We start from the raw sequence: 24,652 nt of genomic DNA, 5'->3' as shown, positions 1-24,652 counted from the left end.
TCCCTGCCGAAAATAAATTATACTTGCATTCGTTTTAAACTTCAGGTAAAGGTATCTCACAACTAATGAATCATAAGGTTTTATTTTTAGTAACCTCATTCATAGCTACTTCTGTTTTTTCGCAGGTAGGTGGGAAATCAACCTACCAGTTTTTAAATCTGGCAAATTCACCTCGACAGGCGGCTTTAGGAGGAAAAACTGTTACCAATTACGATTACGACCCAACCCAGGGACTGTTCAATCCGGCCTCTATCAACCCGGAAATGGACAATCAGCTTTCGTTAAACTACTTCAACTATATTGGAGATATCAACTATGGAAGTGTGGCCTACGCCTATTTATGGGACCGCCGTACCAGAGTACTACACGCCGGAATTACCTATATCAACTACGGAAAATTTGATGGGTACGACGAATTGGGGAATCCCACCGATACATTTAGTGGAGGAGAGGTAGCCCTGTCTTTTGGGCATGCCCGAAATATTCCTTATACAAATTTCCATGTGGGAGCCAATGTAAAATTGATCTCCTCAAAACTAGAGCAGTATTCTTCGTTTGGAGGTGCGGTGGATATTGGACTCATGTATGTCTATGAAGACTGGGATCTTCAAATAACCGGGGTGGCGAGAAATTTAGGGACGCAATTTTCACCTTACGACACCGAATACGAGCCATTACCATTCGAATTGATCTTCGGGGTATCGCAGACCTTAGAGAACATTCCTATCCGCTGGCACTTCACCCTCGAAAATATGCAACAATGGAAAGTGGCATTTCCCAACTCAGCACGAGACATAACCGATCTTGAGGGAAATACCCAATCGGAGAAGATCAATTTTATAGATCACGCTTTTCGCCATATGATTATAGGGATAGAGCTTTTTCCGGAAAGTGGCTTCAACATTCGATTGGGATACAACCTGCGCCGTGGTGAGGAATTGCGTATTCTTGAAAAACGAGCATTTGCCGGACTAAGTGCGGGATTCTCACTTCGATTAAACAAACTTCGCTTTAGTTATTCATATGTCAAATATAACACCGCGGCTTCAACCAGTAATTTCGGATTAAATATTAACTTGCAGTAATGCGAAAAATTACTATTGCCATTGACGGCTATTCATCCACCGGGAAAAGTACAGTTGCCAGACAATTAGCGAATTGGCTGGACTATGTCTATGTGGATAGCGGCGCTATGTACCGGGCGGTTACCTTGTATGCCATGCGCAACGGATTTATTTCTGAAACACATATTGACACCGACAAACTAATTAATGCATTGCCGAACATTCGGGTAGAATTCAGAAAAAACAAAGGTGGAAAGGCCGAAATGTACCTCAATGGTGAAAATGTAGAAAAGGCGATTCGCAGCATGGAAGTTTCCGAATATGTAAGCCCCATAGCGACTATTCCGGAAGTACGCAGGAAGTTGGTACGGCTGCAACACAAGATGGGTGAAGAAAAAGGCGTGGTAATGGACGGTCGCGATATTGGCACCGTTGTGTTTCCCAATGCCGAATTAAAGATTTTTATGACGGCTACTGCCGAAGAAAGGGCAGGGCGTCGTTATAGAGAATTGGTGGCACGAGGCGATTCGGTGCAATATGAGGAGGTTTTGGAGAATGTGACAGAACGTGATCATATGGATTCAACAAGGGCCGATTCTCCATTAAAAAAGGCTTTAGATGCAATTGAAATTGACAATTCAGACATGAACTTAGAAGATCAGTTTCATATTATTCTTCAATTGGCAAAGGATCGTATTGCCGGCAGAATTTAGGCGTTTTTAAACTAAAATTATTGCCATACCACTAAGTATCTCAACGATAATTATTTACGTAATTTCCTACAAATAAATTCCAATGAGCTAAAAAAGTTGCAGATAATCGAATTTTGTTGTTTATTTGCCTTCTATTAGCCCCTAAATTCCTACTTATGAAACAATTACAATTTACGCTAGCACTAGCTGTGCTTTCACTGTTTGTATTCTCCTGTAGTCAAGATCAAGAAACTTCCGATGAAAATCTAAATTTTAATGCGGCCAAAGATATTGCAGCCATCGATCAGTTTCCGAATAGAACCTATGATGAATCTAAATTTGGTATGTACCATGGTGTTGTTGCATCTGCTACTAGTTTGTCTAGAGGGAAAATTTGGATAAACGTTAATAATAATGGTCAATATAATGCCACAATTGACCTGGTTGGCGGTGCGATCATTTCATTTGGACTTAAACCGCAGTTTCAGGCAATAGCGGCAACTACTGAGGTATATGAGTTTGAAGGTGCTATTGGCCACTTTGTTTTGAATATAAGTGATTTTAACAACCCAATCCTCACGGATGTGGAGCTTTACAATGAGTCATATTTTGGAAGTGTCTTAAAAAGCAGAAGCAATAGTTTAGCAAATGCCGTAACGGCTACGTTTTCAGAATCGGGAAACCCGGCGTTTAGCGGAACTTGGAATCTAATTTCCGATGGTAGCATCCAAAATCCTAATGGAGATGGTGGTGAAGCAATAACTTCACTAATGATTACGTACGATGGAAATGTATATACCGATCTAATTTTTGAAAGTTTTAATGCGGATACTTGCCTAGGCTTGCCGGCATATATTCCTACTATTGGCTCAAATGGTTTAGAAGATTTTGTGGTTTGTGATTATCAAAATACGGAATTCGGCACTGGAATAGCCAAATGGAATCTTGGATATGACGCCTCAACCGACACCTATATGAGCTGGATGCGCTGCGAAACTGTTGCTTCGGGAGATTTTGTATGGATCAGTTCCGATGCAACTATGACCAGAGTGGGAGGAATCTATCTAGATTAATCCTTTAAATGAAGTACAATAAAAACAGCCCAAGCGGCTGTTTTTTTGTTTAATCAATATTTGCCTCAATTCGTCTATCGGGTATCAACCACATAATTGCTACCAAAATATACATTGAAATAGCAATCCATGTATTCACAAATGAAAGTGAAAGGCCTACTATATATAAAACGATTGAAAGTTTCCCTTTCAAGTCTTTGCCTACCGCCTTCCGCAGTACAAAGTCCGCTCCGTGAAATTTTAATATGACAGATTGCAAAATAAAATAGGCTATCGCACTCATTAAAAGATTAAGCCCGTATAGGGCGACCGGAACATCGGCTATATGGTTTTCGCCTAGCCAAGAAGTTGTAAAAGGAATAAGGGATAGCCAAAATAGCAAGTGCAGATTGGCCCACAAGATGCTTCCGCTTACTTTTTGCGCAACTTGAAACAGATGGTGGTGATTGTTCCAGTAAATTCCTATATAAATAAAACTGAACAGATAGCTTGCAAATTTTGGAAGCTCAGGCATAAGAGCCTCCAATGTTACATCGTGGGGAGCCTTTAGTTCCAATACCATAATGGTAATAATGATGGCGAGAACACCATCACTAAATGCCTCTAGTCGGTTGGTAGTCATATTTCTGGTTTCATTAGTTCAGCATAAATGTATGAAATGGTTTTCTAATTAATCCAATCCTCTAAAAATCCAACGATCTTCAATAAAACCCTTTGATAATCAAAACAAAAACACTATTTTTGCAGCCCTTTTAGCGATAAGACTGAATTAAAAGGAACTAAAAACAAAACAATCATAACCCTTCTGTGGGCGCATCGCAGTAAATTTCAGTCGGAACACAGAATACAAACCCTTGATTTTAGAGGAATTCATTCCGAAGAAATCAAATTTTAACGAATGGCTGATAAAGCAAAAGAAACAGCGGTAGAAGAAAAGAAAACTGCCAAACCAAGAAAAGCAGCGGCAAAAAAACCTGCCAAAGCAAAAAAAGAAGTAGTAGAAACTGTTGAAGCAACTACTGCCGAAGTGGAGGAAACTGCAAAAGCTCCCAAGGAAGTATCTCTTAAAGAGAGTAATCCTGAAAAATTCCTAAAAGATTTTAACTGGCATAACTACGAAGAAGGTATCGACCCTATCGACGATGGTAAGCTGGAAGAATTCGAAAAATTAGTAGCTGCAAATTTCGTTGACACCTTAGATGATGAAGTAGTAGAAGGTGAAGTAGTATACATCTCAGACCGTGATGCCATTATCGACATCAACGCAAAGTCGGAAGGTGTTGTATCACTTAACGAATTTCGCTACAACCCAGACCTAAAGGTTGGGGACAAGGTAGAAGTGTTGATTGACGTACGTGAAGACAGTACAGGACAATTGATTCTCTCTCACCGTAAAGCAAGAACCATTAAAGCGTGGGATCGCGTAAATGCAGCACACGACGAAGGTACTATCGTGAACGGTTTTGTAAAATGCCGTACAAAAGGTGGTATGATCGTAGATGTGTTTGGTATTGAAGCCTTCTTACCCGGATCACAAATAGATGTGAAACCTATCCGCGATTACGATATCTATGTCGGAAAAACAATGGAATTCAAAGTGGTGAAAATCAACCACGAATTCAAAAACGTTGTTGTTTCGCACAAAGCCTTGATCGAAGCGGATATCGAAGAACAGAAAAAAGAAATTATTGGTCAGTTAGAAAAAGGTCAAGTATTAGAAGGTGTGGTGAAAAACATCACTTCTTACGGAGTATTTGTTGACCTTGGAGGTGTTGATGGATTGGTACATATTACAGACCTTTCTTGGTCTCGTATTAACCACCCTAACGAGATCGTTGAACTAGATCAGAAATTAAACGTGGTAATCCTTGATTTTGATGAGGACAAAACACGTATCCAATTAGGTCTTAAGCAATTGAACGCCCATCCTTGGGATGCCCTTGGCGATGAACTTAAAGTGGGTGACAAAGTAAAAGGTAAGGTAGTTGTAATCGCAGATTACGGTGCGTTTATCGAAGTGGCCGAAGGCGTTGAAGGATTGATCCACGTGAGTGAAATGTCATGGTCTACGCATTTGCGTAGCGCACAGGATTTCGTAAACGTTGGTGACGAAATCGAAGCTCAAATTTTGACACTAGATCGCGAAGATCGTAAAATGTCATTGGGAATTAAGCAATTGTCACAGGATCCATGGACCGATATTACTAAGAAATACCCTGTAGGTTCAACCCATAAAGGAATTGTACGCAACTTTACCAACTTTGGTGTGTTCGTGGAATTGGAAGAGGGAATCGACGGACTTATATACATCAGTGATCTTTCTTGGACCAAGAAAATCAAGCATCCAAGTGAATTCACTAATATCAGTGATACCCTTGAAGTGGTTGTGTTAGAATTGGACGTTGAAGGCCGTAAGTTAAGTTTAGGACACAAACAAACTACCGAAAATCCTTGGGATAAGTACGAAGCTGAGTTTGCAGTAGGCTCTAAACATACAGCAGCGATCGACGAGATGGTGGATAAAGGTGCTGTGATAAACTTTAACGAGGATATCAGTGCGTTTGTTCCAACACGTCACTTGGAAAAAGAAGACGGAAACAACTTGAAGAAAGGTGAAGAAGCGGAATTCCAAATTATTGAATTCAACAAAGAATTCAAGAAAGTGGTAGCTTCACACATGGCAATTCATAAGGAAGAAGAGGCGAAAATCGTGAAGCAGGCAGCTAAAAAGCAAGCGGCTCAAGCGGAAGAGGCCAAGCCAACCTTAGGAGATGCGAATTCTAAACTTCAGGAGTTGAAAGACAAAATGGACGGAAAGAAGAAATAAAGCAATCCCTGTGAAAACAAGGATATAATCCTATATTTTGAAAAGCCTCTCAGCAATGAGGGGCTTTTTTATTTGGGCATTCCCAACCCGCAGCAAAGCTTTGGCTGGTCGGGCTTTCGGCGCTACACGATAGCTCGCCTCAATCCCTAATGCAAAAAAAGAAAGTACTTCTTAAAAAAAGTGCTATTTTTGTACCCTGAATATATTTCAGAACTACCTATGAGCCAAAAAGTGTTATTAAACGCAACCGAAGTACACATCGCACTTCATCGTTTGGCTTGTCAATTAATAGAAAATCACGACTCCTTTCACAATACCGTTCTCATTGGCATTCAGCCAAGAGGTGTTTATTTGGCCGAACGTCTCAAGAGCATGCTTGAAACCGATTATAAGATTAAAAATGTGCCTTTGGGCTATTTAGACATCACCTTTTATCGAGATGACTTCAGAAGAAGCGATAAACCGCTGGAAGCCAATAAAACCAAGATAAATTTTATTGTAGAAGACAAGAAAGTCGTTTTTATTGACGATGTGCTCTTTACCGGGCGCAGTATTCGATCGGCATTAACCGCTATTCAATCCTTCGGAAGACCTTTAGAAATAGAGTTGCTGACCTTGATTGACCGCCGGTTCAGCAGACATCTGCCCATTCAGCCCGATTACCGAGGAAGACAGGTAGATGCGATCAATAATGAGAAAGTAAAGGTATGTTGGAAGGAAAATGATGGGGAAGATGCCGTTTATCTGATAAAGAATTAAGGTCGCTTCGGCTCTGCTCTGCGACCGTTTAATGTAACAACCGAACCCTGAGCGAAATCGAAGGATGGAATAAAAGAGCAAACTAAGATGAGTGAACTAAGTGTAAACCACTTACTGGGAATTAAATACATCACCGAAGCCGACATTCAATTGATCTTCGAAACGGCAGATCATTTCAAGGAAGTGATTAACCGACCCATTAAAAAAGTTCCTTCCCTCCGAGATATTACGATAGCCAACCTCTTTTTCGAAAACAGTACCCGTACACGATTGTCCTTCGAATTGGCAGAAAAAAGACTTTCGGCCGATGTGATCAACTTTTCGGCTTCTTCCTCTTCCGTAAAAAAAGGAGAAACGCTCATAGATACGGTAAATAACATCCTGTCTATGAAGGTAGATATGGTTGTTATGCGCCATCCCAATCCGGGTGCGGGCGTATTTCTCGCAAAACACGTAAATGCAAGCATAATCAATGCGGGTGACGGAGCACATGAGCATCCTACACAGGCCTTGCTGGATTGTTATTCCATTAGAGAAAAACTAGGTGATGTCGCCGGTAAAAATGTAGTAATAGTTGGGGATATCCTACATTCTAGGGTGGCTTTATCCAATATATTTGCACTTCAAAAGCTTGGAGCAAAAGTTAAGGTATGCGGTCCTAAAACGCTTATACCTAAATATATAGAAAAATTAGGAGTGGAGATTGAAGGAAACCTTCGCAAGGCCTTGGAATGGTGTGATGTAGCAAATATGTTACGCGTTCAGAACGAGCGTATGGAAATTAGTTATTTTCCGACGACACGAGAGTATACACAACAATTTGGAGTAAATAAAGCATTGCTCGATGCGTTGAAAAAAGAGATCGTAGTGATGCACCCGGGTCCTATTAATCGAGGCGTGGAAATTACGAGTGACGTAGCCGATAGCAAACAGGCGATCATTTTGGATCAAGTCCAAAATGGTGTAGCTATTAGGATGGCGGTCATTTATCTTTTGGCATCAAAAATTCAACATCATGAAGATTGAGAATAGAGATAAATTTGTGATTTTAACCGATGATAAAGGAAATTTAAAAGAGTTTGCCTCCTTTATAACCTTTCAGATTGCCAATAAATTCAAACGACAAAACGTTGTCATAGATCTAGGAGCATTCGATGCTTTAGAATTGGATCAATTACTGTTGTTTCTTAAAGTTTCCAACCTGCACAGAAAAACGAAACACTCCTTTGTAATAGTAAACAATGCAATTGACCCGGACGATGTTCCCTTCGAGATGGTTGTAGTGCCTACCCTTCAGGAGGCTGCAGACATCATCGAAATGGAGGAAATAGAGCGGGATCTTGGATCCTAGTCAAAAGACAGGCTGCGCAGGCATTTTTTAAATCGTAATTCTAATGAAACTCACCATTCTTGGCTGTCATTCGGCCACACCACGTGCACATCACAATCCAACGGCACAGGTATTGGAAACGAAGGGTCATCTCTTTTTGATAGATTGTGGTGAAGGGACTCAGGTGCAATTACGACGTTTTAAGATAAAATTTTCCCGCATACGGCATGTTTTCATCTCACACCTACACGGCGATCACTTTTTTGGATTGATAGGGCTTATTTCTACCTTCCGATTGCTTGGTAGAGAGGCTGAACTCAATATCTACGGTCCGAAGGGGATCAAGGAAGCGATTACGCTTCAGCTTAAATTAGGGAAATCATGGACCAACTATCCCTTGTATTTTCACGAACTGGACAGTGATTCTCCACAACTACTTTTTGAAGACGACAAACTTACTATAACAACGATACCGTTAGACCACCGGGTATATACGAATGGCTTTCTTTTCCGCGAAAAACCGGGCGAACGCAAACTAAATATTGATGCTGCCCGTAAAGCCAACGTGGACCTTAGTTACTACAACAAGCTAAAACAAGGATTTGATGTGGTGAATAAGGACGGAAAAACCATAGCAAACAAGGACATTACGCTAGATCCTGATCCGTCAAAATCCTATGCCTTTTGTAGCGATACGGCCTATTACCCCAATATTATTCCGCAAATTAAAGAAGTGACTACCTTGTATCACGAAGCCACCTTTTTGGAAACGCACCAGCATCTTTGTGAACCCACCAAGCACAGTACAGCCAGGGGAGCTGCTACGATCGCTAAGAAGGCTGAGGTTACGACCTTGATTTTGGGGCATTACTCGGGGCGCTATGACGATCTCGAATTGTTTCGAAATGAGGCAAAACAAGTTTTTGAAGCAGTGGAACTGGCGGAGGATGGGAAGGTGTTTGAATTTTAGCCATGTTTTCGCTATTTTTTTTAACCCAAACTTAACTACAATTCCTTTTCAGAATAATTGTTAAAACTCGTAACTTGCAGTAAAGTTAGCGCATGAAGGACAACCTGCATAAACAACGAAAATCTTACGAAAAGGGAGAGCTGTCAGAGCATTCTGTAGATCCAAATCCCCTGCAGCAATTCAGAACCTGGTATTACGAAACCGAATTAACCGGTGGCGTTGATGAGGTCAACGCGATGACACTAACAACCTTGGGAACTGACGGTTTTCCACGTGGACGTGTAGTCTTACTCAAGAAGTACGACGAAAACGGATTTTATTTCTACACCAATTATAACAGTGAAAAGGGAAAATCGATTGCTGCCCACAACAAGGTATGCCTGTCGTTTTTCTGGCCCGATATGGAACGTCAAGTTATTATAAAAGGCATTGCTGAAAAAACCTCCGAGGCAGATGCAATTAATTATTTCCATTCCCGACCAATTGGGAGTCAGTTAGGAGCCTTGCTATCTCACCAAAGTGAGGAAATTGAAAGTAGGGAGGTTATGGAAGCTCAATTGGCTGCTTTAGAAAAAGAATACGAGTTCAAAGAGGTCCCAAAACCAAAAGATTGGGGCGGATACGTGGTACAACCCCAAGTAATCGAATTCTGGCAGGGAAGACCCAATAGATTGCACGATCGAATTCAATATACCTTGGAAGGAATAGATTGGAAAATTAAAAGACTACAACCCTAAGCGAAGGTATTGGGCGTGTGAAGACGAGGAGTTTAGATTGCTATTTGATACAATAATTTAAAATGGAATATCGGGTGTGCTTATTCGAGCTTCCTAAATAAGATTTATGAAAACACTTTATATGGTTCGCCATGCGAAATCGTCATGGAAACACGATGTGATAGATCACAAACGTCCCCTCAAAGGCAGGGGAAAGCGAGATGCTGTATTAGTTTCGGAAGCACTTAAAGATAAAATCCCACCTCCACAGCGCATTATTACCAGTGATGCAGTAAGAGCATTTACAACGGCGACTTATTTTAAAGAGGCCTTTTCGGTAACCGATTCAAACTTCACTACCAACCATAGTTTGTACGATTTTAGCGGGCAGCAAGTAATGAATATTATCAAGAACTTGGATAATGCCTATGATACGGTGATGATCGTTGGACATAATCATGCGTTTACATCGGTTGCAAATATGTTGGGAAACAAGTATATTGAAAACGTTCCAACCAGTGGATTTGTGATGATTCAATTTAATGAGGATTCCTGGAGTAAAATTAGCACCGGAACTACCTTAAAAACATTGTTTCCTAGAGATCTAAAATAATGACCGTACAAACCCAGAAAATAGTTAAAACAGAGAACCGATATTTTAATCGGGAGCTGAGTTGGTTGCAGTTCAACGCAAGAGTACTTCAGGAGGCGGCAGATAAAACGGTTCCTTTGATAGAACGGCTTCGGTTTTTGGGAATATTCTCCAATAATTTGGATGAATTTTTTAAAGTGCGCTATGCTACTATCAAACGTATTGTAGAAGCCGGAAAAGGAGGGAAAAGTGAACTTGGGGGTATTTCGGCAAAAGAACTGTTGGAGCAAATAACACAAACCGTAATTGAACAACAGGCTACGAGCCTTCGCATTTTAAGCGCCATAGAAAAGGAACTTCGGCAGGAGAATATTTTTATTGTCGATGAAACTGAAGTGACACCCGAGCAAGGAAAATTTATTTCAGATTATTTTATTCGGAAGGTAAGTCCGGCCTTAGTTACCATTATGATTGGTGAGGTGGCTCAATTTCCGGAGTTAAAGGATAGTGCTGCCTATCTCGTGGTAAAAATGGTCATGTCTAAGGAAGACGAAACCTTTGAATCGAAAAACAACTATGCACTTATTGAAATCCCGAGATCCATAGATCGTTTTGTAGTATTGCCTTCGACAGGGGAAAAACAATACATAATTATACTCGATGATTTAATTCGCTATTCTCTCCAAAATATCTTCAGCATTTTTAAATACGACAGTATAACAGCACACATGATCAAAATAACGCGGGATGCCGAGTTAGATATTGATAGTGATCTGAGTAGGAGTTTTATCGATAAGATATCTAAAAGTGTGAAGGAACGCAGTTCGGGTGATCCGGTGCGTTTTGTTTACGACAAGAGTATCGATCCGGAAACACTAAGATTTCTGAAGGAAAAAATGGTGATAGATTCTACCGATAGCATTATTCCGGGAGGTAGATATCACAACCGTCGCGATTATATGGGCTTCCCAAGTTTGGGAAAAACAGACCTCTTATATGAAGCAATTGAACCATTGCAAATACCCGGATTGGAATTAAAAGGTAGTTTGTTTGAAAAAGTCTCGCAGAAGGATTATTTGCTGCACGCACCCTACCAAACCTTTTCGTACGTGGTAAAATTTTTACGAGAAGCCGCCTTAGATCCAAATGTTCGATCAATTAAAATTACTATCTATCGCCTTGCCGAAGTATCGCATATCGCTAGTTCGCTGATCAATGCGGCAAAGAACGGAAAAGAGGTCACAGTGCAAATCGAATTGCAAGCGCGATTTGATGAGGCGGCTAACATTTGGTACGCCGAACAAATGCAGAGTGAAGGAGTACATTTAATTTTCGGAGTTAAAGGATTAAAGGTGCATTGTAAGGCCTGCGTGATAGAACGTATTGAAAAACAAAAAACAGTACGGTACGGATTCATTAGTACAGGAAACTTCAACGAATCGACGGCGCGAATCTATACAGATTTCACGCTGTTCACCTCCAACCCAAAAATATGTAAGGAGATTTACCGGGTATTCGATTTTTTTGAGGTGAATTATAAGATTAAAAAATACCGGCATTTAATTGTTTCTCCTCATTATACACGAAATGCAATCTATGCCTTGATTGAAACCGAAATTTTAAACAAGAAAAAGGGGTTGCCCAGTGGAATTCGGTTAAAACTAAACAGTTTGTCCGACTTTAAGGTCATTGATAAATTGTATACTGCGAGCAGGGAAGGCGTTAAAATCCAACTTATCGTTCGAGGTATTTGTTGCTTGATTCCCGGTATAAGAGGGATGAGCGAGCATATTGAAGTTATAAGTATCGTCGATAAATTTTTAGAACACCCCAGACTCTTCATCTTTGAAAATGGTGGAAGCCCTAAAGCTTATATTTCATCGGCAGATATTATGGGACGCAATTTAGACAACCGGGTAGAAATTACCTGTCCTATTTATGACGAGGCATTGAAAAACGAACTAATAGAAACCTTTGAAATATGTTGGAGCGACAATGTAAAGGCTAGGGTCATTTCTGAAAAACAAGACAATGCGTATCGCAAACCGAAAAATGGAAGTGTTAGATCACAGTTTCGGTTATACGAATATTATAAAGAAAAACTAAAGGCGTAATTTGTTACACTTAGAGAAATACGGTGCAATTGATATAGGTTCCAACGCGATTCGTCTGTTGGTGGCTACGGTTGTTGAACAGGAAGGGAAACAAACCCTTTTTAAGAAGACATCTCTGGTCCGAGTCCCTATCCGACTTGGTGCCGATGTGTTCCTCGAAGGTAAAATATCCGATACGAATGCCCAGCGCATGATCGACGCCATGAACGCCTTTCGTCTCTTAATGCAAACGCATAACGTAAAGCGCTATAAGGCCTGTGCTACTTCGGCCATGCGGGAAGCTGCTAACGGGCAGCTCATTGCCGATATCATTTATAAAGAAGCCGAAATTTTTATCAATATCATCGATGGAAAGGACGAAGCAGCGATTATTGCTTCAACCGACCTTAAATCGTTGATACAGAATGACCGCGTGTTCTTGTATGTTGATGTAGGTGGGGGGAGTACCGAATTCACCATTTTTGCCGATGGACACACCATTACCTCTAAGTCCTTCAAATTGGGAACCGTACGTTTGCTAAATGATATGGTGGAAGATACTATGTGGCAACAGATGGAAGAATGGATCAAAGCTGAAACTAAGCAGTACAAGAAGATCGATGTCATAGGGTCTGGAGGGAATATTAACAGTATCTACAAGAACAGTGGGAAGAAAATCGGAAAACCATTGAGCTATTTCTATTTGGCTTCTTTTTACGACCTAATTCGTTCCTATACCCTTGAAGAACGAATTGTTGAAATGGATATGAACCCAGATCGAGCCGATGTAATTGTACCGGCTACCCGTATCTATCTTTCGTCTATGAAATGGGCGGGAGCTAAGAGTATTTTTGTTCCCAAAATTGGACTGTCAGACGGAATTATAAAAAGTTTATACAACGAGAAGATGGCGAGGGAGCTGGAAGTTAAATAGTCATTGGCATTCAGTGTTTTATTTTTACACTGCTATCCTTACAACTATGCCCACTACTTTAAAATACGCTTCAGTCCCAACAATAAATTTTGTTCCAACACATCGTATTTTCCATCGCTAAGAAAAAGCTCCTTTATTTCCGTAAAGAAGCTATTTAGTTCCTTTTCAGAATAGCCGTGTTTTTTTAGTGCAGCTTGTATTTTCTGAATACTTTGATAATCGTTATCGGCTTCAAATTCGGCATGAAGCTTGTCATAATCGCTATTTTGCAATTTTGATTTGATAAAATCTACTTCAATATTCGACTCATTAAAATCGGCTTTTGCGCAATAGATCAGAATATATATTTTTAGATCTTCTTTGCTCCAATTGGGTTTTGTGTTAGACATTTGTAGTTGTTTTGAAGTTTTAAAGTTAGCAAAAGGAATTATATATGAAAAGGATTAATTAACATCGACTGCAACGCACTGAACTCAGTCCTTATAAGATAGTTTTAACACATCAGTGTTTTGGTACCTTCCAGGAGATATTCACTCTTTTCTTTCCCCAAAGGACCGCAGCCTTTTTATCATTTCCCATATAGATATCGATGCTGTTTTTATGACGTCTGTTCATTTTATCCAAAACTATATAGACACCGGGAAGTCCTTCGATAGTAACGGCTGTCTTGTGATCTAACCCCAACGGAATTAAATCTCTTGAAACGGCTATGCATTTCATGCCGGGTTCCAACCGATCTCCCCAGGCCGCTATATTTGGACCCTCATTGTCTGTCTGAGAGGCCAATGAATTATACGCCTTTGCCGTAACTTCTCGTGTTCTTATTTCGTACGAGTCATTCTCATAAACAACTAATAATAGGATTAGCATGCCTATAAGACTCCATTTCAAATGATGCGCCTTCCATTTCATTCGCTGTGTCCCTTTCAGTAATAATTCGACACTTGCACCTGTATATGAAAAATGATTAATTCAAGCAGGATGCTAGACGATATTTAATAAAGATAGGAAAAAGCAGGCACTGATTAGTTATAGACTAAACGTTCAATTGATTGAAGTGGAAAATATAGTTAACCGTGAATCGTCTCTTTCGTGCCGAGATCTTTCATGACCTGAGCTTCAAAAACAAGTAGGTCGTTCCATTTCTTATCAACCTCCGCACGTTCTCCATACTTTCTTGCGAATCCCAGGAACATGGTATAATGGTTGGCCTCACTCACCATTAATTTGCGATAAAAATCGGCTAACTCCTTATCTTCCAAAGCTTCGCTTAGCAGTCGGAAGCGCTCACAACTTCTAGCCTCAATGAGAGCGGCATATAGCAGACGGTGTACCAATTGTGTGGTACGACTGCCGCCTTTCGGAAAGAATTTTACAATTTGAAGGACGTAATCATCTTTGCGATCGCGACCCATGACCCAACCACGTTCCAGGATTTTGTCGTGCACCATTTTAAAATGACTGATCTCCTCTTTTACCAATGCTACCATTTCCTGCACCAACTCTGTATATTCGGGGAAGGAAACAATCAGCGATATAGCTGTTGAGGCAGCCTTTTGTTCACAATAGGCATGATCTGTCAAGATTTCCTCTACATTCATCTCGACAATGTGTACCCATCGCGGGTCGGTAGGAAGTTTAAGGCCTAACATTATTTTATGTTTAGGTGTTTATGCATATTTTGGGTGTCCCACATTTCATCGATACACCGTTTCAATTAAATATCCAGGTCGAATTCCTTTCTCAACTTTTCGATCATGGGGTTCTTCTCCTTGAGCTTTTCAAACTTTTCCCTTGGTGTATAGGCATACCGTTTTTCGATGGTTTCATTCACCTCGATGGATATATCCACGTTGTAGTTCCTTAATTTTTCCCTAAGAAACCCTAACAGCTCATATTTGGCCCGTTCTACTTCGACCTTGATGGTCTCATTGGGAAATTCCAAATGAATTAGGAAGCCATCCAACTTAGGCACCCCCATCGTTAAATGCGATAAGAGATTATATTTTCCATCTTGCTCCACCTGATCGGTATATTCCTTCCAGGCAGAGATCATTTGTGGTTCATCAAATTCTTCGGTTGGAAGATTGGCTTCATCCGGCTGATTGGCAACCAGTTCTTTTTTCAACTCTTGCTTTTTTTGAATACTTTTCAGCGAAAGAGCAGACACCTTTTTTGCATTTCGCTCGGCCAGAATTTGAGGCCTGTCAATAACGCGTTCCTTGATAGGTTCTTCGGGGGCTGTATCTTCTGAAGTATTTATTTCTGAAGGGATTGGTTCTGAAACCACGTCAATAACTACAGCTGCTTCGGAAGGAATTTCTTTAGCCGTTACTGCCTTTTCCGAAGCAATACTTTCAGCTTTAAAATAGGAGGGAGGTATTACGAAGCGACTACCGTTTTTTTTTTCACCCTTGGCCGTAAGAGAAGCTAACTGCAATAAACACAATTCGACCAACAACCGTTGATTATGACTGGTCTTATACTTTAGATCACAGCTATTGGCAATGGCTATGGCTTCTATCAAAAATTCGTGTGAGGTGTTTTTGGCCTGCTCAAAATATAGGGTCTTCACCTGCTCTCCAACTTCTAAAAGCGCAATGGTCTCCTGATTCTGACACACCAGCAAATCTCTAAAGTGTGAGGCCAATCCGGTTACGAAATGGTGCCCCTCAAAGCCCTGCGCTAAAATATCATTATACGCCACTAGCACCTTTGGGATGTCATTGGCCAACAAGAGATCGGTAATGGAAAAATAATAGGTATAATCCAGTACATTTAAGTTTTCGGTGACGGCCTGTCTTGTCAAATTTTTTCCTGAGAAACTAACCACACGGTCAAAGATAGATAAGGCATCCCGTAAGGCGCCATCTGCTTTTTGAGCGATGATGTGCAAGGCATCGTCTTCGGCGTCTATGTTTTCCAATTTTGCCACTTCAATCAAATGTCCCTTAATATCATTAACCGTTATTCGCTTAAAATCGAATATCTGACAGCGGGAAAGAATGGTAGGGATGATCTTGTGCTTTTCGGTAGTTGCCAAAATAAAAATAGCATGCTTGGGAGGTTCTTCCAAGGTTTTCAGAAAGGCATTAAAAGCGGCAGACGACAGCATATGCACCTCGTCAATGATATACACCTTGTACATGCCCACCTGTGGTGGAATACGAACTTGATCGATTAGGTTTCGGATATCATCCACCGAATTGTTTGAAGCTGCATCCAATTCGAATATATTAAAGGCAAAATCTTCATCAACCTTTTCGGTGCCGTCCTGATTAATTTTTTTGGCCAGAATTCGGGCACAGGTCGTTTTGCCAACACCCCGAGGTCCGGTGAACAACAATGCCTGGGCCAGATGGTTGTTCTCTATGGCATTTTCGAGGGTATTGGTAATTGCTTGTTGCCCAACAACGTCTTTAAAAACGGTGGGTCTGTACTTTCTAGCCGATACAATAAAATGCTCCATAGTAGAAAAACAAATATAGAAAGGTATGCTTAGTTTTTAAAAAATAGCCCGTCCTATTTTACGGTATTTATTAACATTGGCGTACTTTTGCAAAAGCAGACCGCCTTATCGATCCTAAACTTCGGTTTGGGGTAGGAAAGTCCGGACACCATAGGGAAGCATAGCGGCTAACGGCCGTCGTTCGCCACAAGCGAATCGGACAAGTGCAACAGAAAGAATGTACAGGTAATGCTGTAGTGAAACCAGGTAAACTCTATGCGGTGAAATGTCACGTAAACCTGTGCTTGAGGGTACCCGCCCGATGCAGGAGGGTGGACAGATAGAGCGTATGGGTAACCATACGTCCAGATAAATGATAAGGATTGCGTTTCGGCGCGATACAGAATCCGGCTTATAGGTCTGCTTTCTTTTTATATGCTTCAACAAGCTCTTTCGCCCAGGCAATACATGTTTCCATGGAATAAAAAGGTTGAAAGGGGCCTTTAAAAAATGTTTTCTCGAATAGGGCTGTTTGATAGGAAGCTTCAGAGTAACAAACCACACCAATTCCTAATAAATTTGGGAATCGCGAATCACGCAACAAGTTTGGGTTGATGGTGTAATCGTATTTACGATCGGCAATCGAGACAAAGGGTATTCCCGAATAATAGGTTTCAAAAATCTCGTAAAATTTATCGAGGTGACGTTGCTCGAATACCAGACCTTCCTTAATCTGTGAAACCAAATAATGTTCGTGTATCTCAATACACGTAAAATCAAGATCGATTTTTTTAACAATAAATGGTCTCATGAATTAGGCTTCAAAAAAACTAAAAACAGATCCTCCGTATTTCCTTGCTTCCGAAAAATTAGTATGCGAGGACAAGTCGGTGTGTTTCGAATGTTCAATAATAAGTATTCCTTCGGTATTTAGCAACTTGTTATTCAGTATGTTATCAACTATTTCTACAAACTTTTCAGGCTGAAAATCGTATGGAGGATCTGCAAAAATGATGTCGTATGCACCTTTTGCCTTTTCGAGGTATTTGTATACATCGGCCTTGATCGCGCTAATGGGAAATGTAAATTCTTCAGCTATCTTCTGAATAAATTTTACGCAACCAAAATGGGCATCCACCGAAATGATGTCCGGTACCCCACGCGAAGCGAATTCGAAACTAATATTACCGGTACCGGCGAAAAGATCCAGCACGTTTACCTCGTCAAAATCAATGCGATTGTTAAGAATATTGAAAAGGGATTCCTTGGCCAGATCGGTAGTGGGGCGAACCGGCAAATTTTTTGGAGCTGTGATTCTTCTTCCCTTATATGTTCCTGAAATAATTCGCACTATAAGTGATTCTTCAGTAAAAAATGTTGATGCGCTGCATCATTCATGGTAGCAGAATTAAAATTCCCTGTTGGCTGGACGAACGATATATTACGAATGTACTGATATAGGATTTCAAAATTGGCATCCTTTTCGGTAATAGCACCGCACACACAGGTTTCGATCGTATCGGGGTTTAACTTCAACTGTTCCATACAGAACAAAATATAGTATAAAAAGTCCTCCGGTGTCTTGTAAGTATAGGTATTGCAGAGCTGTAGCCTGCCGTCTTGAAGTACGATCAGGTCGAATGTACTATCCAGCACATGGACAAATACCTTAGCACCACTGCTGTGCTTTTCCGCATCAAGAAGTGATTTCAGTAATATGGTAGTGGCATGATAGTATTGAAAACTTCCGTAACGATCAAACAGATAGTTATTTATATTTACGAAAGGGACATAGACAACGACCATTTCGTAATTTTCAATGGTATCGTGTGTAATAAAGTCGTTGGCAAGGATCTTCGAATTAAATTTTAAGTAATCACTTGCCTTGGTTTCATCGAATAGGGAGGAAGGCGCCAAACTATAGACATCGGTGGCATAGATAACCGAAACCTGCTCAAAGTCTTCCTGAAGTACTGTTTGCGTCGTAATTTCCTCTTCCAATTGAAGTAGCACTTCTTCAGGAGTACGGGCACTATCGAATTTTTTTTCAGAAAAAAAAGATACCTCTTTGGCATCTAGAGACGATACCAAAAAAGAAAGCCCGGTCAATGAAACTTGAACGGACAGTCTTTTATTTGTTTGTGTAGCTATGTTATTGGTCTTTTGCAGTGTCGTAAATTTTTGGCCAGTTACCACTTGTGTTTACTTCGTTCATCGACCCTACCTTAATAGTAGGTCCGTTTACACCATCCACCGAAACTACCTGCTTTTCCTGAGCCAAAAGATCCTTATCTTGATCGGACAATATTATGTCTTTGGAAATACTGGCTTCAAAAACAGAATAGGTGGCATCGTTCTTCTTAAGTTTTCCTGCCTTTAATTGAATTTTTGTGTCAACTCCTTTAACCGGAATATTCATCATAGTTTTATAGCGATCGGATCCTTGGAATAACGAATCCTTTACGGGTGTAAAGCCCAAGGTGTCTAACAGTACTTTTTCAATAAAATAACCTTCATTAAGTCCGAAAGCCTTGTTTTTTGCCACATCAGCAAAACTAGTATCTCTTCTCTGAACAATGGCAAATTGTGCTGTGTCTATAAATTGAACCAAACTATCAAAATCGCCGGTAAAACTTCCGGTAATCTCCTGAAATGCTAATTCGGCATCTCTTATATCTTTTAAATTTTTAATGACTTTGGCATAACGAGCCTGTTTCACCTTATTAAATTCAATGGGTCCCTGAATCGATTTATATAATTGATATCCTAAAAAAGCGATAACAATCCAAAGAAGTAGCTGTATTACAAGTTTCATTATTCTGATAGTTTAAATAAGTTGTAAATAATAGGTCTATCGCAAATCTACAATTTTTTTTTGTTCGTTAAAGTATATTCCGAAAAAATCATGGCTATCTTTAAAGCCTCTTAACACAGAGATGAATTCATGAATGTTTCTCAGTTTTACAGCCTTTTAAAGAATGATTTTCCGCATACTACAACCTCAAAACAGGATGTTGCCTTACAATTATTGTCTCAATTTGTCCTTAGTGAGGACCCGAAAGCACTTTTTTTATTAAAGGGTTATGCCGGAACCGGGAAAACAACCCTCGTTGGAACCTTGGTAAAAAACCTATGGAAGGCGAAAAAATCGGCTGTATTATTAGCCCCAACAGGTCGGGCTGCGAAGGTGATTAGTAACTATTCGAATAAAGAGGCCTTTACCATTCATAAAAAGATTTACTACCCTAAAAGCCAGAAAGGCGGTGGCGTATCCTTTACACTTCAGAAAAACAAACACCGCAACGTCATCTTTATTGTCGATGAGGCATCCATGATCCCGGATATCAATCAGGAATCCAAACTCTTTGAAAATGGTTCGTTATTGGACGACCTCATGCAGTATGTGTACAGCGGACATCAATGTAAATTATTGTTAATTGGGGATACCGCTCAGCTTCCGCCGGTAAAATTGTCTATTAGCCCTGCTTTGGACAAACATACCTTGACCAATTATTACAATAAGGAAGTGACTGAGCTGGAAATGGATGAAGTAGTACGACAGCAGCAGGACAGTGGTATACTGGTGAATGCTACCGAAATTCGCAACCGGATTGAAGATGGTCTTTTTGAAGCGTTCAGATTTTCAGAGATACCCTATCCGGAAGTCATTCGGCCACTCGACGGCCAAGAATTGATGGATGCCATACAGGATAGTTATGCGACTTTGGGAAATGAAGAAACAGTCATTATTGTTCGATCGAACAAACGTGCAAATTTGTACAATCAAAACATACGAAACCGAATTTTATTTCAAGAAGAAGAGTTGTCGGCAGGAGATTATTTAATGGTGGTGAAGAACAACTATTTTTGGGTAAAACCGCATACCGAAGCAGGATTTATCGCGAATGGCGATATTATTGAAGTATTGGAAATATTTAGTTTTAAAGACTTGTACGGATTTCGTTTTGCTGAAGTAAAAATACGAATGGTGGATTATCCAAAAATGCAGCCTTTTGAAACGGTGTTGCTATTAGATACGCTTACTTCCGAAACACCGTCGCTATCGTATGAAGACTCCAATAAACTATATCAGGAAGTGATGCAGGATTACGCCTCCGAAAAATCCAACTACAAACGTTTTCTTTCGGTAAAGAACAATACTTTTTTCAACGCGTTACAGGTAAAATTCTCCTATGCCATTACGTGTCACAAGTCGCAAGGAGGACAGTGGAACACGGTCTTTGTGGAACAGCCCTATTTGCCGAATGGTATCGATAAGGAATACCTTAGGTGGTTGTATACGGCGGTCACTCGTGCGAAAGAAAAATTATACCTCATTGGATTTAAAGACGACTTTTTTGTAGATTCGTAAAAGATGGACACCTTAGATATTATCATCAGTATTTTTTTAGGAGTAGGCCTGGCCGCAGCAGTTGGCTTTCGGGTTTTTCTTCCATTGCTGGTATTAAGTCTGGCGGGTCATTATGAGGTGATTCCGCTAAATGAAAGTTGGCAATGGATAGGTAGTCTAACGGCTGTGATTACCTTGGGCGTTGCCACGCTTATCGAGATATTCGGGTATTATATTCCTTGGTTCGACAATGCCCTAGATACCATTGCCATTCCTTTAGCGGCCGTTGCAGGAACGGCAGTGATGGTAGCAACCGTGTCTAATTTGGACCCTATCATTACATGGTCATTGGCCATTATTGCAGGGGGTGGGACGGCCACACTTATCAAGGGAAATGCTTCGGCCTTGCGGCTTGGTTCTACGGCGACGACAGGCGGTATTGGGAATCCGGTTGTAACCACTATAGAAACAGGGACTTCTACCGTGATGGCCATCCTCTCTATATTTATTCCATTAATTGCATTTATCCTAGTACTGCTAATTTTTTTCGGAATTTATAAGTTTTATAAAAAGCTTCGGAAAAAAGGTAGCACTAGTGCATAATCTTCTTATTTTTGAAGCAACGTTTATAAATCATTTCAGTTTGAAAATAATAGCAATGATTCCGGCGCGATACGGCGCTTCAAGATTTCCGGGAAAATTAATGCAGGACTTGGGTGGAAAACCCGTAATTGTTAGAACCTACGAAGCAGCCAAAGCGACAAAACTCTTTGATGAAGTCTTTGTGGTGACCGATAGCGACATAATTTTTAACGAAATCGAACAACATGGAGGCAAGGCTTTAATGAGCAAAAGGGATCATGACTGTGGAAGCGATCGCATTGCCGAGGCAGTGGAGCACATGAATGTTGATATCGTGGTAAACGTACAAGGCGATGAGCCCTTTACCAGTAAACAAGGTTTGGAGCAAGTCTTAAGCGTTTTTGATGGACCTGATGCAGATAAAATTGACCTGGCATCTTTAATGACAGAAATCCATGATTGGAAGGAAATTAGTGATCCTAATTGCGTAAAGGTAATTGTAGATAAGGATAACTTCGCCTTATACTTTTCAAGATCCCCAATCCCGTATCCCAGAGATAAGAATGTCGCTGTACAGTATTATAAGCACAAGGGGATCTATGCGTTTAGGAAATCGGCTTTAATGGATTTTTATAAGCTGCCCATGCGCTCCATGGAAGCCGCCGAAAAAATAGAGTGCATCCGCTATCTTGAATACGGAAAAAATATTAAAATGGCCATATCGAACACCCAAGGAATTGAAATTGATACGCCAGAGGACTTAATAAGAGCAAATAAAGTGTTGAAAGAAGAGAAGAAAGAAACCGTAAATAATAAATACAGAAACTTCCCAATGGTCCCTAAAGTGGTTTTCGGACAGGGAAGTTTTGATCAATTGAGCTCGATATTAGCACCCCAACGTAAGGACAAAGCGCCTTTTATATTTTTGGTGGATGATGTCTTTAAGAGCAATAAAGAACTTATCGATCGTATCAACCCACGATTTAATGATAAGATAGTGTTTATCTCGGCCGATGAAGAGCCAAAAACATCTCAGGTAGATCAAATTGTAAAGGAAATCAAAACCGAGTTCACCTACAAACCATCCGGAATTATTGGAATTGGTGGTGGAACAATACTGGATCTTGCAAAAGCGGTGTCAATCATGCTAACCAACAAGGGGAGTGCGGCCGATTACCAAGGATGGGATCTGGTAAAGTCCAAGGCGATCTATCACGTGGGGGTACCAACTATTTCGGGTACCGGTGCCGAAGTTTCCAGAACAACGGTGCTTTCTGGACCGGTTCGAAAGCTCGGTATCAATAGTGATTTTACTCCTTTCGATCAGGTGATCCTGGATCCCGATCTCACCATAGGGGTTCCTAAAAACCAATGGTTCTATACCGGAATGGATTGTTTTATTCACTGTGTTGAATCCTTAAATGGAACTTTCCTGAATGCGTTCAGCCAGAGTTATGGTGAAAAAGCCTATGATTTGTGCAAGGAGATATTTGTTGATAATGTACTTTCAGATGAAGAATCCAGAGGGAAACTCATGATGGCTTCGTGGCACGGCGGAATGAGTATCGCGTATTCACAAGTTGGGGTAGCACATGCCATGAGCTACGGACTATCCTATGTGTTAGGGACGAAACACGGTGTTGGAAACTGTATTGTCTTCGATCACTTGGAAGAGTTTTACCCAAAAGATGTTATCTTATTCAAGGAAATGGTAAAATCGCATGGAATTGAAATTCCGAAGCACTTATGTGCTAATCTTACCGATAACCAACTTAATACCATGATCGATATCGCCTTAAGTTTAGTACCGCTATGGGAAAATGCACTAGGAGACAATTGGGAAACCATAATAACACGGGATAAGCTGAAAACACTGTACTTAAAAATGTAATGCATGGCGTTACCTCCAAATGGGACTTACAAAATTTATTTTTTACAAGATACTTGGCTGGAAGATAGTTGGTGCATTCGACCCAGCCATTAAAAAATGCGTTGTTATTGTGGTGCCTCACACCAGTTGGCACGATTTCTTTGTAGGGGTTTTTGTCCGTAGAATACTTAAGACCGAAATAAATTTTGTGGCTAAAAAGGAGCTATTTGTTTGGCCGATTGGTTGGTATTTTCGATGGATGGGAGGTGCTTCACTAGATAGAACTGCCGGTCAAAATAAGGTAGAGGCGATTGCGGCAGTTTTTAATTCGAAAGATGAATTTCGATTAGCGTTGGCTCCGGAAGGAACCCGTAAAAAAGTGGATATCTGGAAAACAGGATATTATTATATCGCTGAAGCAGCCCATGTACCTATTGTTCCGGTTGCTTTCGATTATAGTACAAGAAGCGTGACTATACACAAGCCGTTTTACCCAACGGGTGCGATTGAAGCAGATACAAAAGTGCTGCGAAATTATTACGTTGGAGTAGTGGGTAAAAAACCTGAATATACCTAGTTACTTATTCTTCCGTCGATTCCTCCATGGTGTGATATACGTTCTGTACATCGTCATCTTCTTCCAGCTTTTCCAATAATTTCTCGACATCGGCAGCCTGTTCTTGCGTCAATTTTTTTGTTACCTGCGGAATACGTTCAAAACCGGATGAAAGTATTTCGATATTATTCTCCTCTAAATAGGCCTGAATAGCTCCAAAACTTTCGAAGGGAGCATAGATATGTACGCCATCCTCGTCTTCAAAGATCTCTTCCACTCCAAAATCAATTAGCTCCAATTCCAGCTCTTCCAAATCCATTCCTTCTGCATTTATTCTGAAATTACAACTGTGGTCAAACATAAACACCACCGAACCTGAAGTTCCTAAACTACCATCACATTTGTTAAAGTAGGAACGCACATTGGCTACCGTACGCGTATTGTTGTCGGTTGCCGTTTCAATGAGTACAGCTATTCCGTGCTGGGCGTAGCCTTCAAACAACACTTCCTTATAATCTCCCTGACTCTTATCACTGGCTCGCTTAATGGCTCGCTCTACATTGTCCTTAGGCATGTTCACCGCCTTGGCGTTTTGAATCACGGCCCGTAAGCGGGAGTTAGCATCGGGATCGGGTCCTCCTTCTTTCACAGCCATCACAATGTCTTTCCCTATTCGGGTAAAGGCCTTGGACATGGCCGACCATCTTTTCATTTTACGTGCTTTGCGAAATTCAAAAGCTCTTCCCATAGTATGTTGTTTTAATCGAGATTTTTGACAAATTTAAAAAAATCTGT

25 protein-coding genes, 1 other RNA gene and 1 pseudogene are annotated in these 24,652 nt (G+C 40.6%); 18 read left to right on the top strand and 9 right to left on the bottom strand.

Annotation, left to right across the window (positions count from 1 at the left end; genetic code table 11):
- Nucleotides 1–65 precede the first annotated feature (65 nt).
- The 3 genes from porQ to K8F54_RS03665 all read left to right on the top strand — a co-directional run bounded on the left by porQ (nucleotide 66) and on the right by K8F54_RS03665 (nucleotide 2,829).
- Nucleotides 66–1,085, top strand: a complete 1,020-nt coding sequence (gene porQ, locus K8F54_RS03675; protein ID WP_290787166.1) for a type IX secretion system protein PorQ — start codon at nucleotides 66–68, stop codon at nucleotides 1,083–1,085.
- Nucleotides 1,085–1,777 (top strand): (d)CMP kinase, encoded by a 693-nt coding sequence (cmk, locus tag K8F54_RS03670; protein WP_290787163.1) that lies wholly within the window; start codon nucleotides 1,085–1,087, stop codon nucleotides 1,775–1,777. The genes porQ and cmk overlap by 1 nt, the downstream gene beginning before the upstream one ends.
- Nucleotides 1,778–1,932: 155 nt before the next feature.
- Complete coding sequence (locus K8F54_RS03665; RefSeq protein ID WP_290787159.1) at nucleotides 1,933–2,829, top strand: hypothetical protein; 897 nt, start codon at nucleotides 1,933–1,935, stop codon at nucleotides 2,827–2,829.
- Between the two features lie 49 nt (nucleotides 2,830–2,878).
- Here K8F54_RS03665 and K8F54_RS03660 read toward each other — a convergent pair whose 3' ends face one another.
- Complete coding sequence (locus tag K8F54_RS03660; RefSeq protein ID WP_290787156.1) at nucleotides 2,879–3,451, bottom strand: TMEM175 family protein; 573 nt, start codon at nucleotides 3,449–3,451, stop codon at nucleotides 2,879–2,881.
- Between the two features lie 276 nt (nucleotides 3,452–3,727).
- On the opposite strand from K8F54_RS03660, the gene rpsA reads away from it, so the two are divergent.
- The 9 genes from rpsA to K8F54_RS03615 all read left to right on the top strand — a co-directional run bounded on the left by rpsA (nucleotide 3,728) and on the right by K8F54_RS03615 (nucleotide 13,050).
- Nucleotides 3,728–5,656 carry a 30S ribosomal protein S1 gene (gene rpsA / locus K8F54_RS03655; protein WP_290787153.1) on the top strand — a complete coding sequence of 643 codons (1,929 nt, stop codon included), beginning with the start codon at nucleotides 3,728–3,730 and terminating at the stop codon, nucleotides 5,654–5,656.
- 219 nt (nucleotides 5,657–5,875) lie between these two features.
- Nucleotides 5,876–6,415, top strand: a complete 540-nt coding sequence (gene pyrR / locus K8F54_RS03650; RefSeq protein WP_290787216.1) for a bifunctional pyr operon transcriptional regulator/uracil phosphoribosyltransferase PyrR — start codon at nucleotides 5,876–5,878, stop codon at nucleotides 6,413–6,415.
- An 87-nt stretch (nucleotides 6,416–6,502) separates the two neighbouring features.
- The gene (locus tag K8F54_RS03645) at nucleotides 6,503–7,441 is read left to right on the top strand and encodes an aspartate carbamoyltransferase catalytic subunit (protein ID WP_290787150.1); all 939 of its coding nucleotides are present in this window, start codon (nucleotides 6,503–6,505) and stop codon (nucleotides 7,439–7,441) included.
- Nucleotides 7,431–7,766 carry a ribonuclease Z gene (locus K8F54_RS03640; RefSeq protein WP_290787147.1) on the top strand — a complete coding sequence of 112 codons (336 nt, stop codon included), beginning with the start codon at nucleotides 7,431–7,433 and terminating at the stop codon, nucleotides 7,764–7,766. Before K8F54_RS03645 ends, K8F54_RS03640 begins: the two co-directional genes overlap by 11 nt.
- A 43-nt stretch (nucleotides 7,767–7,809) precedes the next feature.
- Nucleotides 7,810–8,715 (top strand): ribonuclease Z, encoded by a 906-nt coding sequence (locus K8F54_RS03635; protein ID WP_290787143.1) that lies wholly within the window; start codon nucleotides 7,810–7,812, stop codon nucleotides 8,713–8,715.
- 92 nt (nucleotides 8,716–8,807) lie between these two features.
- Entirely contained in the window at nucleotides 8,808–9,452 is a 645-nt protein-coding gene (gene pdxH, locus K8F54_RS03630; RefSeq protein ID WP_290787141.1) for a pyridoxamine 5'-phosphate oxidase, read from the top strand.
- Between the two features lie 106 nt (nucleotides 9,453–9,558).
- Nucleotides 9,559–10,044 (top strand): histidine phosphatase family protein, encoded by a 486-nt coding sequence (locus K8F54_RS03625; RefSeq protein WP_290787138.1) that lies wholly within the window; start codon nucleotides 9,559–9,561, stop codon nucleotides 10,042–10,044.
- The gene (gene ppk1, locus K8F54_RS03620; RefSeq protein WP_290787135.1) at nucleotides 10,044–12,137 is read left to right on the top strand and encodes a polyphosphate kinase 1; all 2,094 of its coding nucleotides are present in this window, start codon (nucleotides 10,044–10,046) and stop codon (nucleotides 12,135–12,137) included. Before K8F54_RS03625 ends, ppk1 begins: the two co-directional genes overlap by 1 nt.
- A 1-nt stretch (nucleotide 12,138) precedes the next feature.
- Entirely contained in the window at nucleotides 12,139–13,050 is a 912-nt protein-coding gene (locus K8F54_RS03615; RefSeq protein ID WP_290787132.1) for an exopolyphosphatase, read from the top strand.
- A gap of 53 nt (nucleotides 13,051–13,103) precedes the next feature.
- On the opposite strand, the gene K8F54_RS03610 is transcribed toward K8F54_RS03615, so the two are convergent.
- From K8F54_RS03610 to K8F54_RS03595, 4 genes are all read right to left on the bottom strand, one after another.
- Nucleotides 13,104–13,439, bottom strand: a complete 336-nt coding sequence (locus K8F54_RS03610) for a hypothetical protein (RefSeq protein ID WP_290787129.1) — start codon at nucleotides 13,437–13,439, stop codon at nucleotides 13,104–13,106.
- A gap of 112 nt (nucleotides 13,440–13,551) precedes the next feature.
- Nucleotides 13,552–13,962, bottom strand: coding sequence for a hypothetical protein (locus K8F54_RS03605; protein WP_290787126.1), 411 nt, complete (start codon nucleotides 13,960–13,962; stop codon nucleotides 13,552–13,554).
- Nucleotides 13,963–14,120: 158 nt separating this feature from the next.
- Nucleotides 14,121–14,702 carry a tRNA-(ms[2]io[6]A)-hydroxylase gene (locus tag K8F54_RS03600; RefSeq protein WP_290787124.1) on the bottom strand — a complete coding sequence of 194 codons (582 nt, stop codon included), beginning with the start codon at nucleotides 14,700–14,702 and terminating at the stop codon, nucleotides 14,121–14,123.
- 65 nt (nucleotides 14,703–14,767) lie between these two features.
- Entirely contained in the window at nucleotides 14,768–16,519 is a 1,752-nt protein-coding gene (locus K8F54_RS03595) for a DNA polymerase III subunit gamma/tau (protein ID WP_290787121.1), read from the bottom strand.
- Nucleotides 16,520–16,611: 92 nt separating this feature from the next.
- Here K8F54_RS03595 and rnpB point away from each other — a divergent pair.
- Nucleotides 16,612–16,929: RNase P RNA component class A (gene rnpB, locus K8F54_RS03590), an RNA gene on the top strand.
- A 383-nt stretch (nucleotides 16,930–17,312) separates the two neighbouring features.
- Here rnpB and K8F54_RS03585 read toward each other — a convergent pair.
- Genes K8F54_RS03585 through K8F54_RS03575 form a run of 3 tightly spaced genes read right to left on the bottom strand, consistent with a single transcriptional unit; the run spans nucleotide 17,313 to nucleotide 19,313 of the window.
- Nucleotides 17,313–17,849, bottom strand: coding sequence for an RsmD family RNA methyltransferase (locus tag K8F54_RS03585; RefSeq protein ID WP_290787117.1), 537 nt, complete (start codon nucleotides 17,847–17,849; stop codon nucleotides 17,313–17,315).
- Nucleotides 17,849–18,694: a DUF3822 family protein gene (locus K8F54_RS03580; protein ID WP_290787114.1), complete on the bottom strand. Its 846-nt coding sequence runs from the start codon at nucleotides 18,692–18,694 to the stop codon at nucleotides 17,849–17,851. The genes K8F54_RS03585 and K8F54_RS03580 overlap by 1 nt, the downstream gene beginning before the upstream one ends.
- Nucleotides 18,651–19,313: a hypothetical protein gene (locus K8F54_RS03575; protein WP_290787111.1), complete on the bottom strand. Its 663-nt coding sequence runs from the start codon at nucleotides 19,311–19,313 to the stop codon at nucleotides 18,651–18,653. The genes K8F54_RS03580 and K8F54_RS03575 overlap by 44 nt, the downstream gene beginning before the upstream one ends.
- Before the next feature lie 129 nt (nucleotides 19,314–19,442).
- Here K8F54_RS03575 and K8F54_RS03570 point away from each other — a divergent pair, with 129 nt between their 5' ends.
- The 5 genes and pseudogenes from K8F54_RS03570 (at nucleotide 19,443) to K8F54_RS03550 (ending at nucleotide 23,878) form a co-directional block, all read left to right on the top strand.
- Nucleotides 19,443–20,870 (top strand): ATP-binding domain-containing protein, encoded by a 1,428-nt coding sequence (locus tag K8F54_RS03570; protein WP_290787108.1) that lies wholly within the window; start codon nucleotides 19,443–19,445, stop codon nucleotides 20,868–20,870.
- Nucleotides 20,871–20,873: 3 nt separating this feature from the next.
- Nucleotides 20,874–21,452: a DUF4126 domain-containing protein gene (locus K8F54_RS03565; protein ID WP_290787105.1), complete on the top strand. Its 579-nt coding sequence runs from the start codon at nucleotides 20,874–20,876 to the stop codon at nucleotides 21,450–21,452.
- A 55-nt stretch (nucleotides 21,453–21,507) separates the two neighbouring features.
- Nucleotides 21,508–22,218: pseudogene (gene kdsB / locus K8F54_RS03560) on the top strand (3-deoxy-manno-octulosonate cytidylyltransferase); the annotation flags it as partial.
- Between the two features lie 45 nt (nucleotides 22,219–22,263).
- Nucleotides 22,264–23,322: an iron-containing alcohol dehydrogenase family protein gene (locus K8F54_RS03555; RefSeq protein WP_290787213.1), complete on the top strand. Its 1,059-nt coding sequence runs from the start codon at nucleotides 22,264–22,266 to the stop codon at nucleotides 23,320–23,322.
- A gap of 19 nt (nucleotides 23,323–23,341) precedes the next feature.
- Nucleotides 23,342–23,878 carry a 1-acyl-sn-glycerol-3-phosphate acyltransferase gene (locus tag K8F54_RS03550; RefSeq protein WP_290787102.1) on the top strand — a complete coding sequence of 179 codons (537 nt, stop codon included), beginning with the start codon at nucleotides 23,342–23,344 and terminating at the stop codon, nucleotides 23,876–23,878.
- 4 nt (nucleotides 23,879–23,882) lie between these two features.
- Here K8F54_RS03550 and K8F54_RS03545 read toward each other — a convergent pair whose 3' ends face one another.
- Nucleotides 23,883–24,605, bottom strand: a complete 723-nt coding sequence (locus tag K8F54_RS03545; protein ID WP_290787100.1) for a YebC/PmpR family DNA-binding transcriptional regulator — start codon at nucleotides 24,603–24,605, stop codon at nucleotides 23,883–23,885.
- Between the last annotated feature and the right edge of the window lie 47 nt (nucleotides 24,606–24,652).

Origin of the sequence: Altibacter sp. (assembly GCF_019913785.1) — a bacterium.
GTDB lineage: Bacteria > Bacteroidota > Bacteroidia > Flavobacteriales > Flavobacteriaceae > Altibacter.
Note: the sequence above shows the minus strand (reverse complement) of the source record. Positions and strands in the feature narration are given on the sequence as shown.

Bases quoted from the DNA above. Each gene is read 5' to 3' on its own strand.
- pdxH (WP_290787141.1), top strand. From the start codon at position 8,808: ATGAAGGACAACCTGCATAAACAACGAAAATCTTACGAAAAGGGAGAG.
- K8F54_RS03570 (WP_290787108.1), top strand. From the start codon at position 19,443: ATGAATGTTTCTCAGTTTTACAGCCTTTTAAAGAATGATTTTCCGCAT.
- K8F54_RS03625 (WP_290787138.1), top strand. From the start codon at position 9,559: ATGAAAACACTTTATATGGTTCGCCATGCGAAATCGTCATGGAAACAC.
- K8F54_RS03595 (WP_290787121.1), bottom strand. From the start codon at position 16,519: ATGGAGCATTTTATTGTATCGGCTAGAAAGTACAGACCCACCGTTTTT.
- K8F54_RS03575 (WP_290787111.1), bottom strand. From the start codon at position 19,313: ATGAAACTTGTAATACAGCTACTTCTTTGGATTGTTATCGCTTTTTTA.
- K8F54_RS03545 (WP_290787100.1), bottom strand. From the start codon at position 24,605: ATGGGAAGAGCTTTTGAATTTCGCAAAGCACGTAAAATGAAAAGATGG.
- K8F54_RS03640 (WP_290787147.1), top strand. From the start codon at position 7,431: ATGAAGATTGAGAATAGAGATAAATTTGTGATTTTAACCGATGATAAA.
- porQ (WP_290787166.1), top strand. From the start codon at position 66: ATGAATCATAAGGTTTTATTTTTAGTAACCTCATTCATAGCTACTTCT.
- K8F54_RS03610 (WP_290787129.1), bottom strand. From the start codon at position 13,439: ATGTCTAACACAAAACCCAATTGGAGCAAAGAAGATCTAAAAATATAT.
- K8F54_RS03645 (WP_290787150.1), top strand. From the start codon at position 6,503: ATGAGTGAACTAAGTGTAAACCACTTACTGGGAATTAAATACATCACC.
- ppk1 (WP_290787135.1), top strand. From the start codon at position 10,044: ATGACCGTACAAACCCAGAAAATAGTTAAAACAGAGAACCGATATTTT.
- K8F54_RS03555 (WP_290787213.1), top strand. From the start codon at position 22,264: ATGGTCCCTAAAGTGGTTTTCGGACAGGGAAGTTTTGATCAATTGAGC.
- K8F54_RS03600 (WP_290787124.1), bottom strand. From the start codon at position 14,702: ATGTTAGGCCTTAAACTTCCTACCGACCCGCGATGGGTACACATTGTC.
- cmk (WP_290787163.1), top strand. From the start codon at position 1,085: ATGCGAAAAATTACTATTGCCATTGACGGCTATTCATCCACCGGGAAA.
- pyrR (WP_290787216.1), top strand. From the start codon at position 5,876: ATGAGCCAAAAAGTGTTATTAAACGCAACCGAAGTACACATCGCACTT.
- K8F54_RS03665 (WP_290787159.1), top strand. From the start codon at position 1,933: ATGAAACAATTACAATTTACGCTAGCACTAGCTGTGCTTTCACTGTTT.
- K8F54_RS03565 (WP_290787105.1), top strand. From the start codon at position 20,874: ATGGACACCTTAGATATTATCATCAGTATTTTTTTAGGAGTAGGCCTG.
- K8F54_RS03660 (WP_290787156.1), bottom strand. From the start codon at position 3,451: ATGACTACCAACCGACTAGAGGCATTTAGTGATGGTGTTCTCGCCATC.
- K8F54_RS03550 (WP_290787102.1), top strand. From the start codon at position 23,342: ATGGGACTTACAAAATTTATTTTTTACAAGATACTTGGCTGGAAGATA.
- K8F54_RS03635 (WP_290787143.1), top strand. From the start codon at position 7,810: ATGAAACTCACCATTCTTGGCTGTCATTCGGCCACACCACGTGCACAT.
- K8F54_RS03605 (WP_290787126.1), bottom strand. From the start codon at position 13,962: ATGAAATGGAAGGCGCATCATTTGAAATGGAGTCTTATAGGCATGCTA.
- rpsA (WP_290787153.1), top strand. From the start codon at position 3,728: ATGGCTGATAAAGCAAAAGAAACAGCGGTAGAAGAAAAGAAAACTGCC.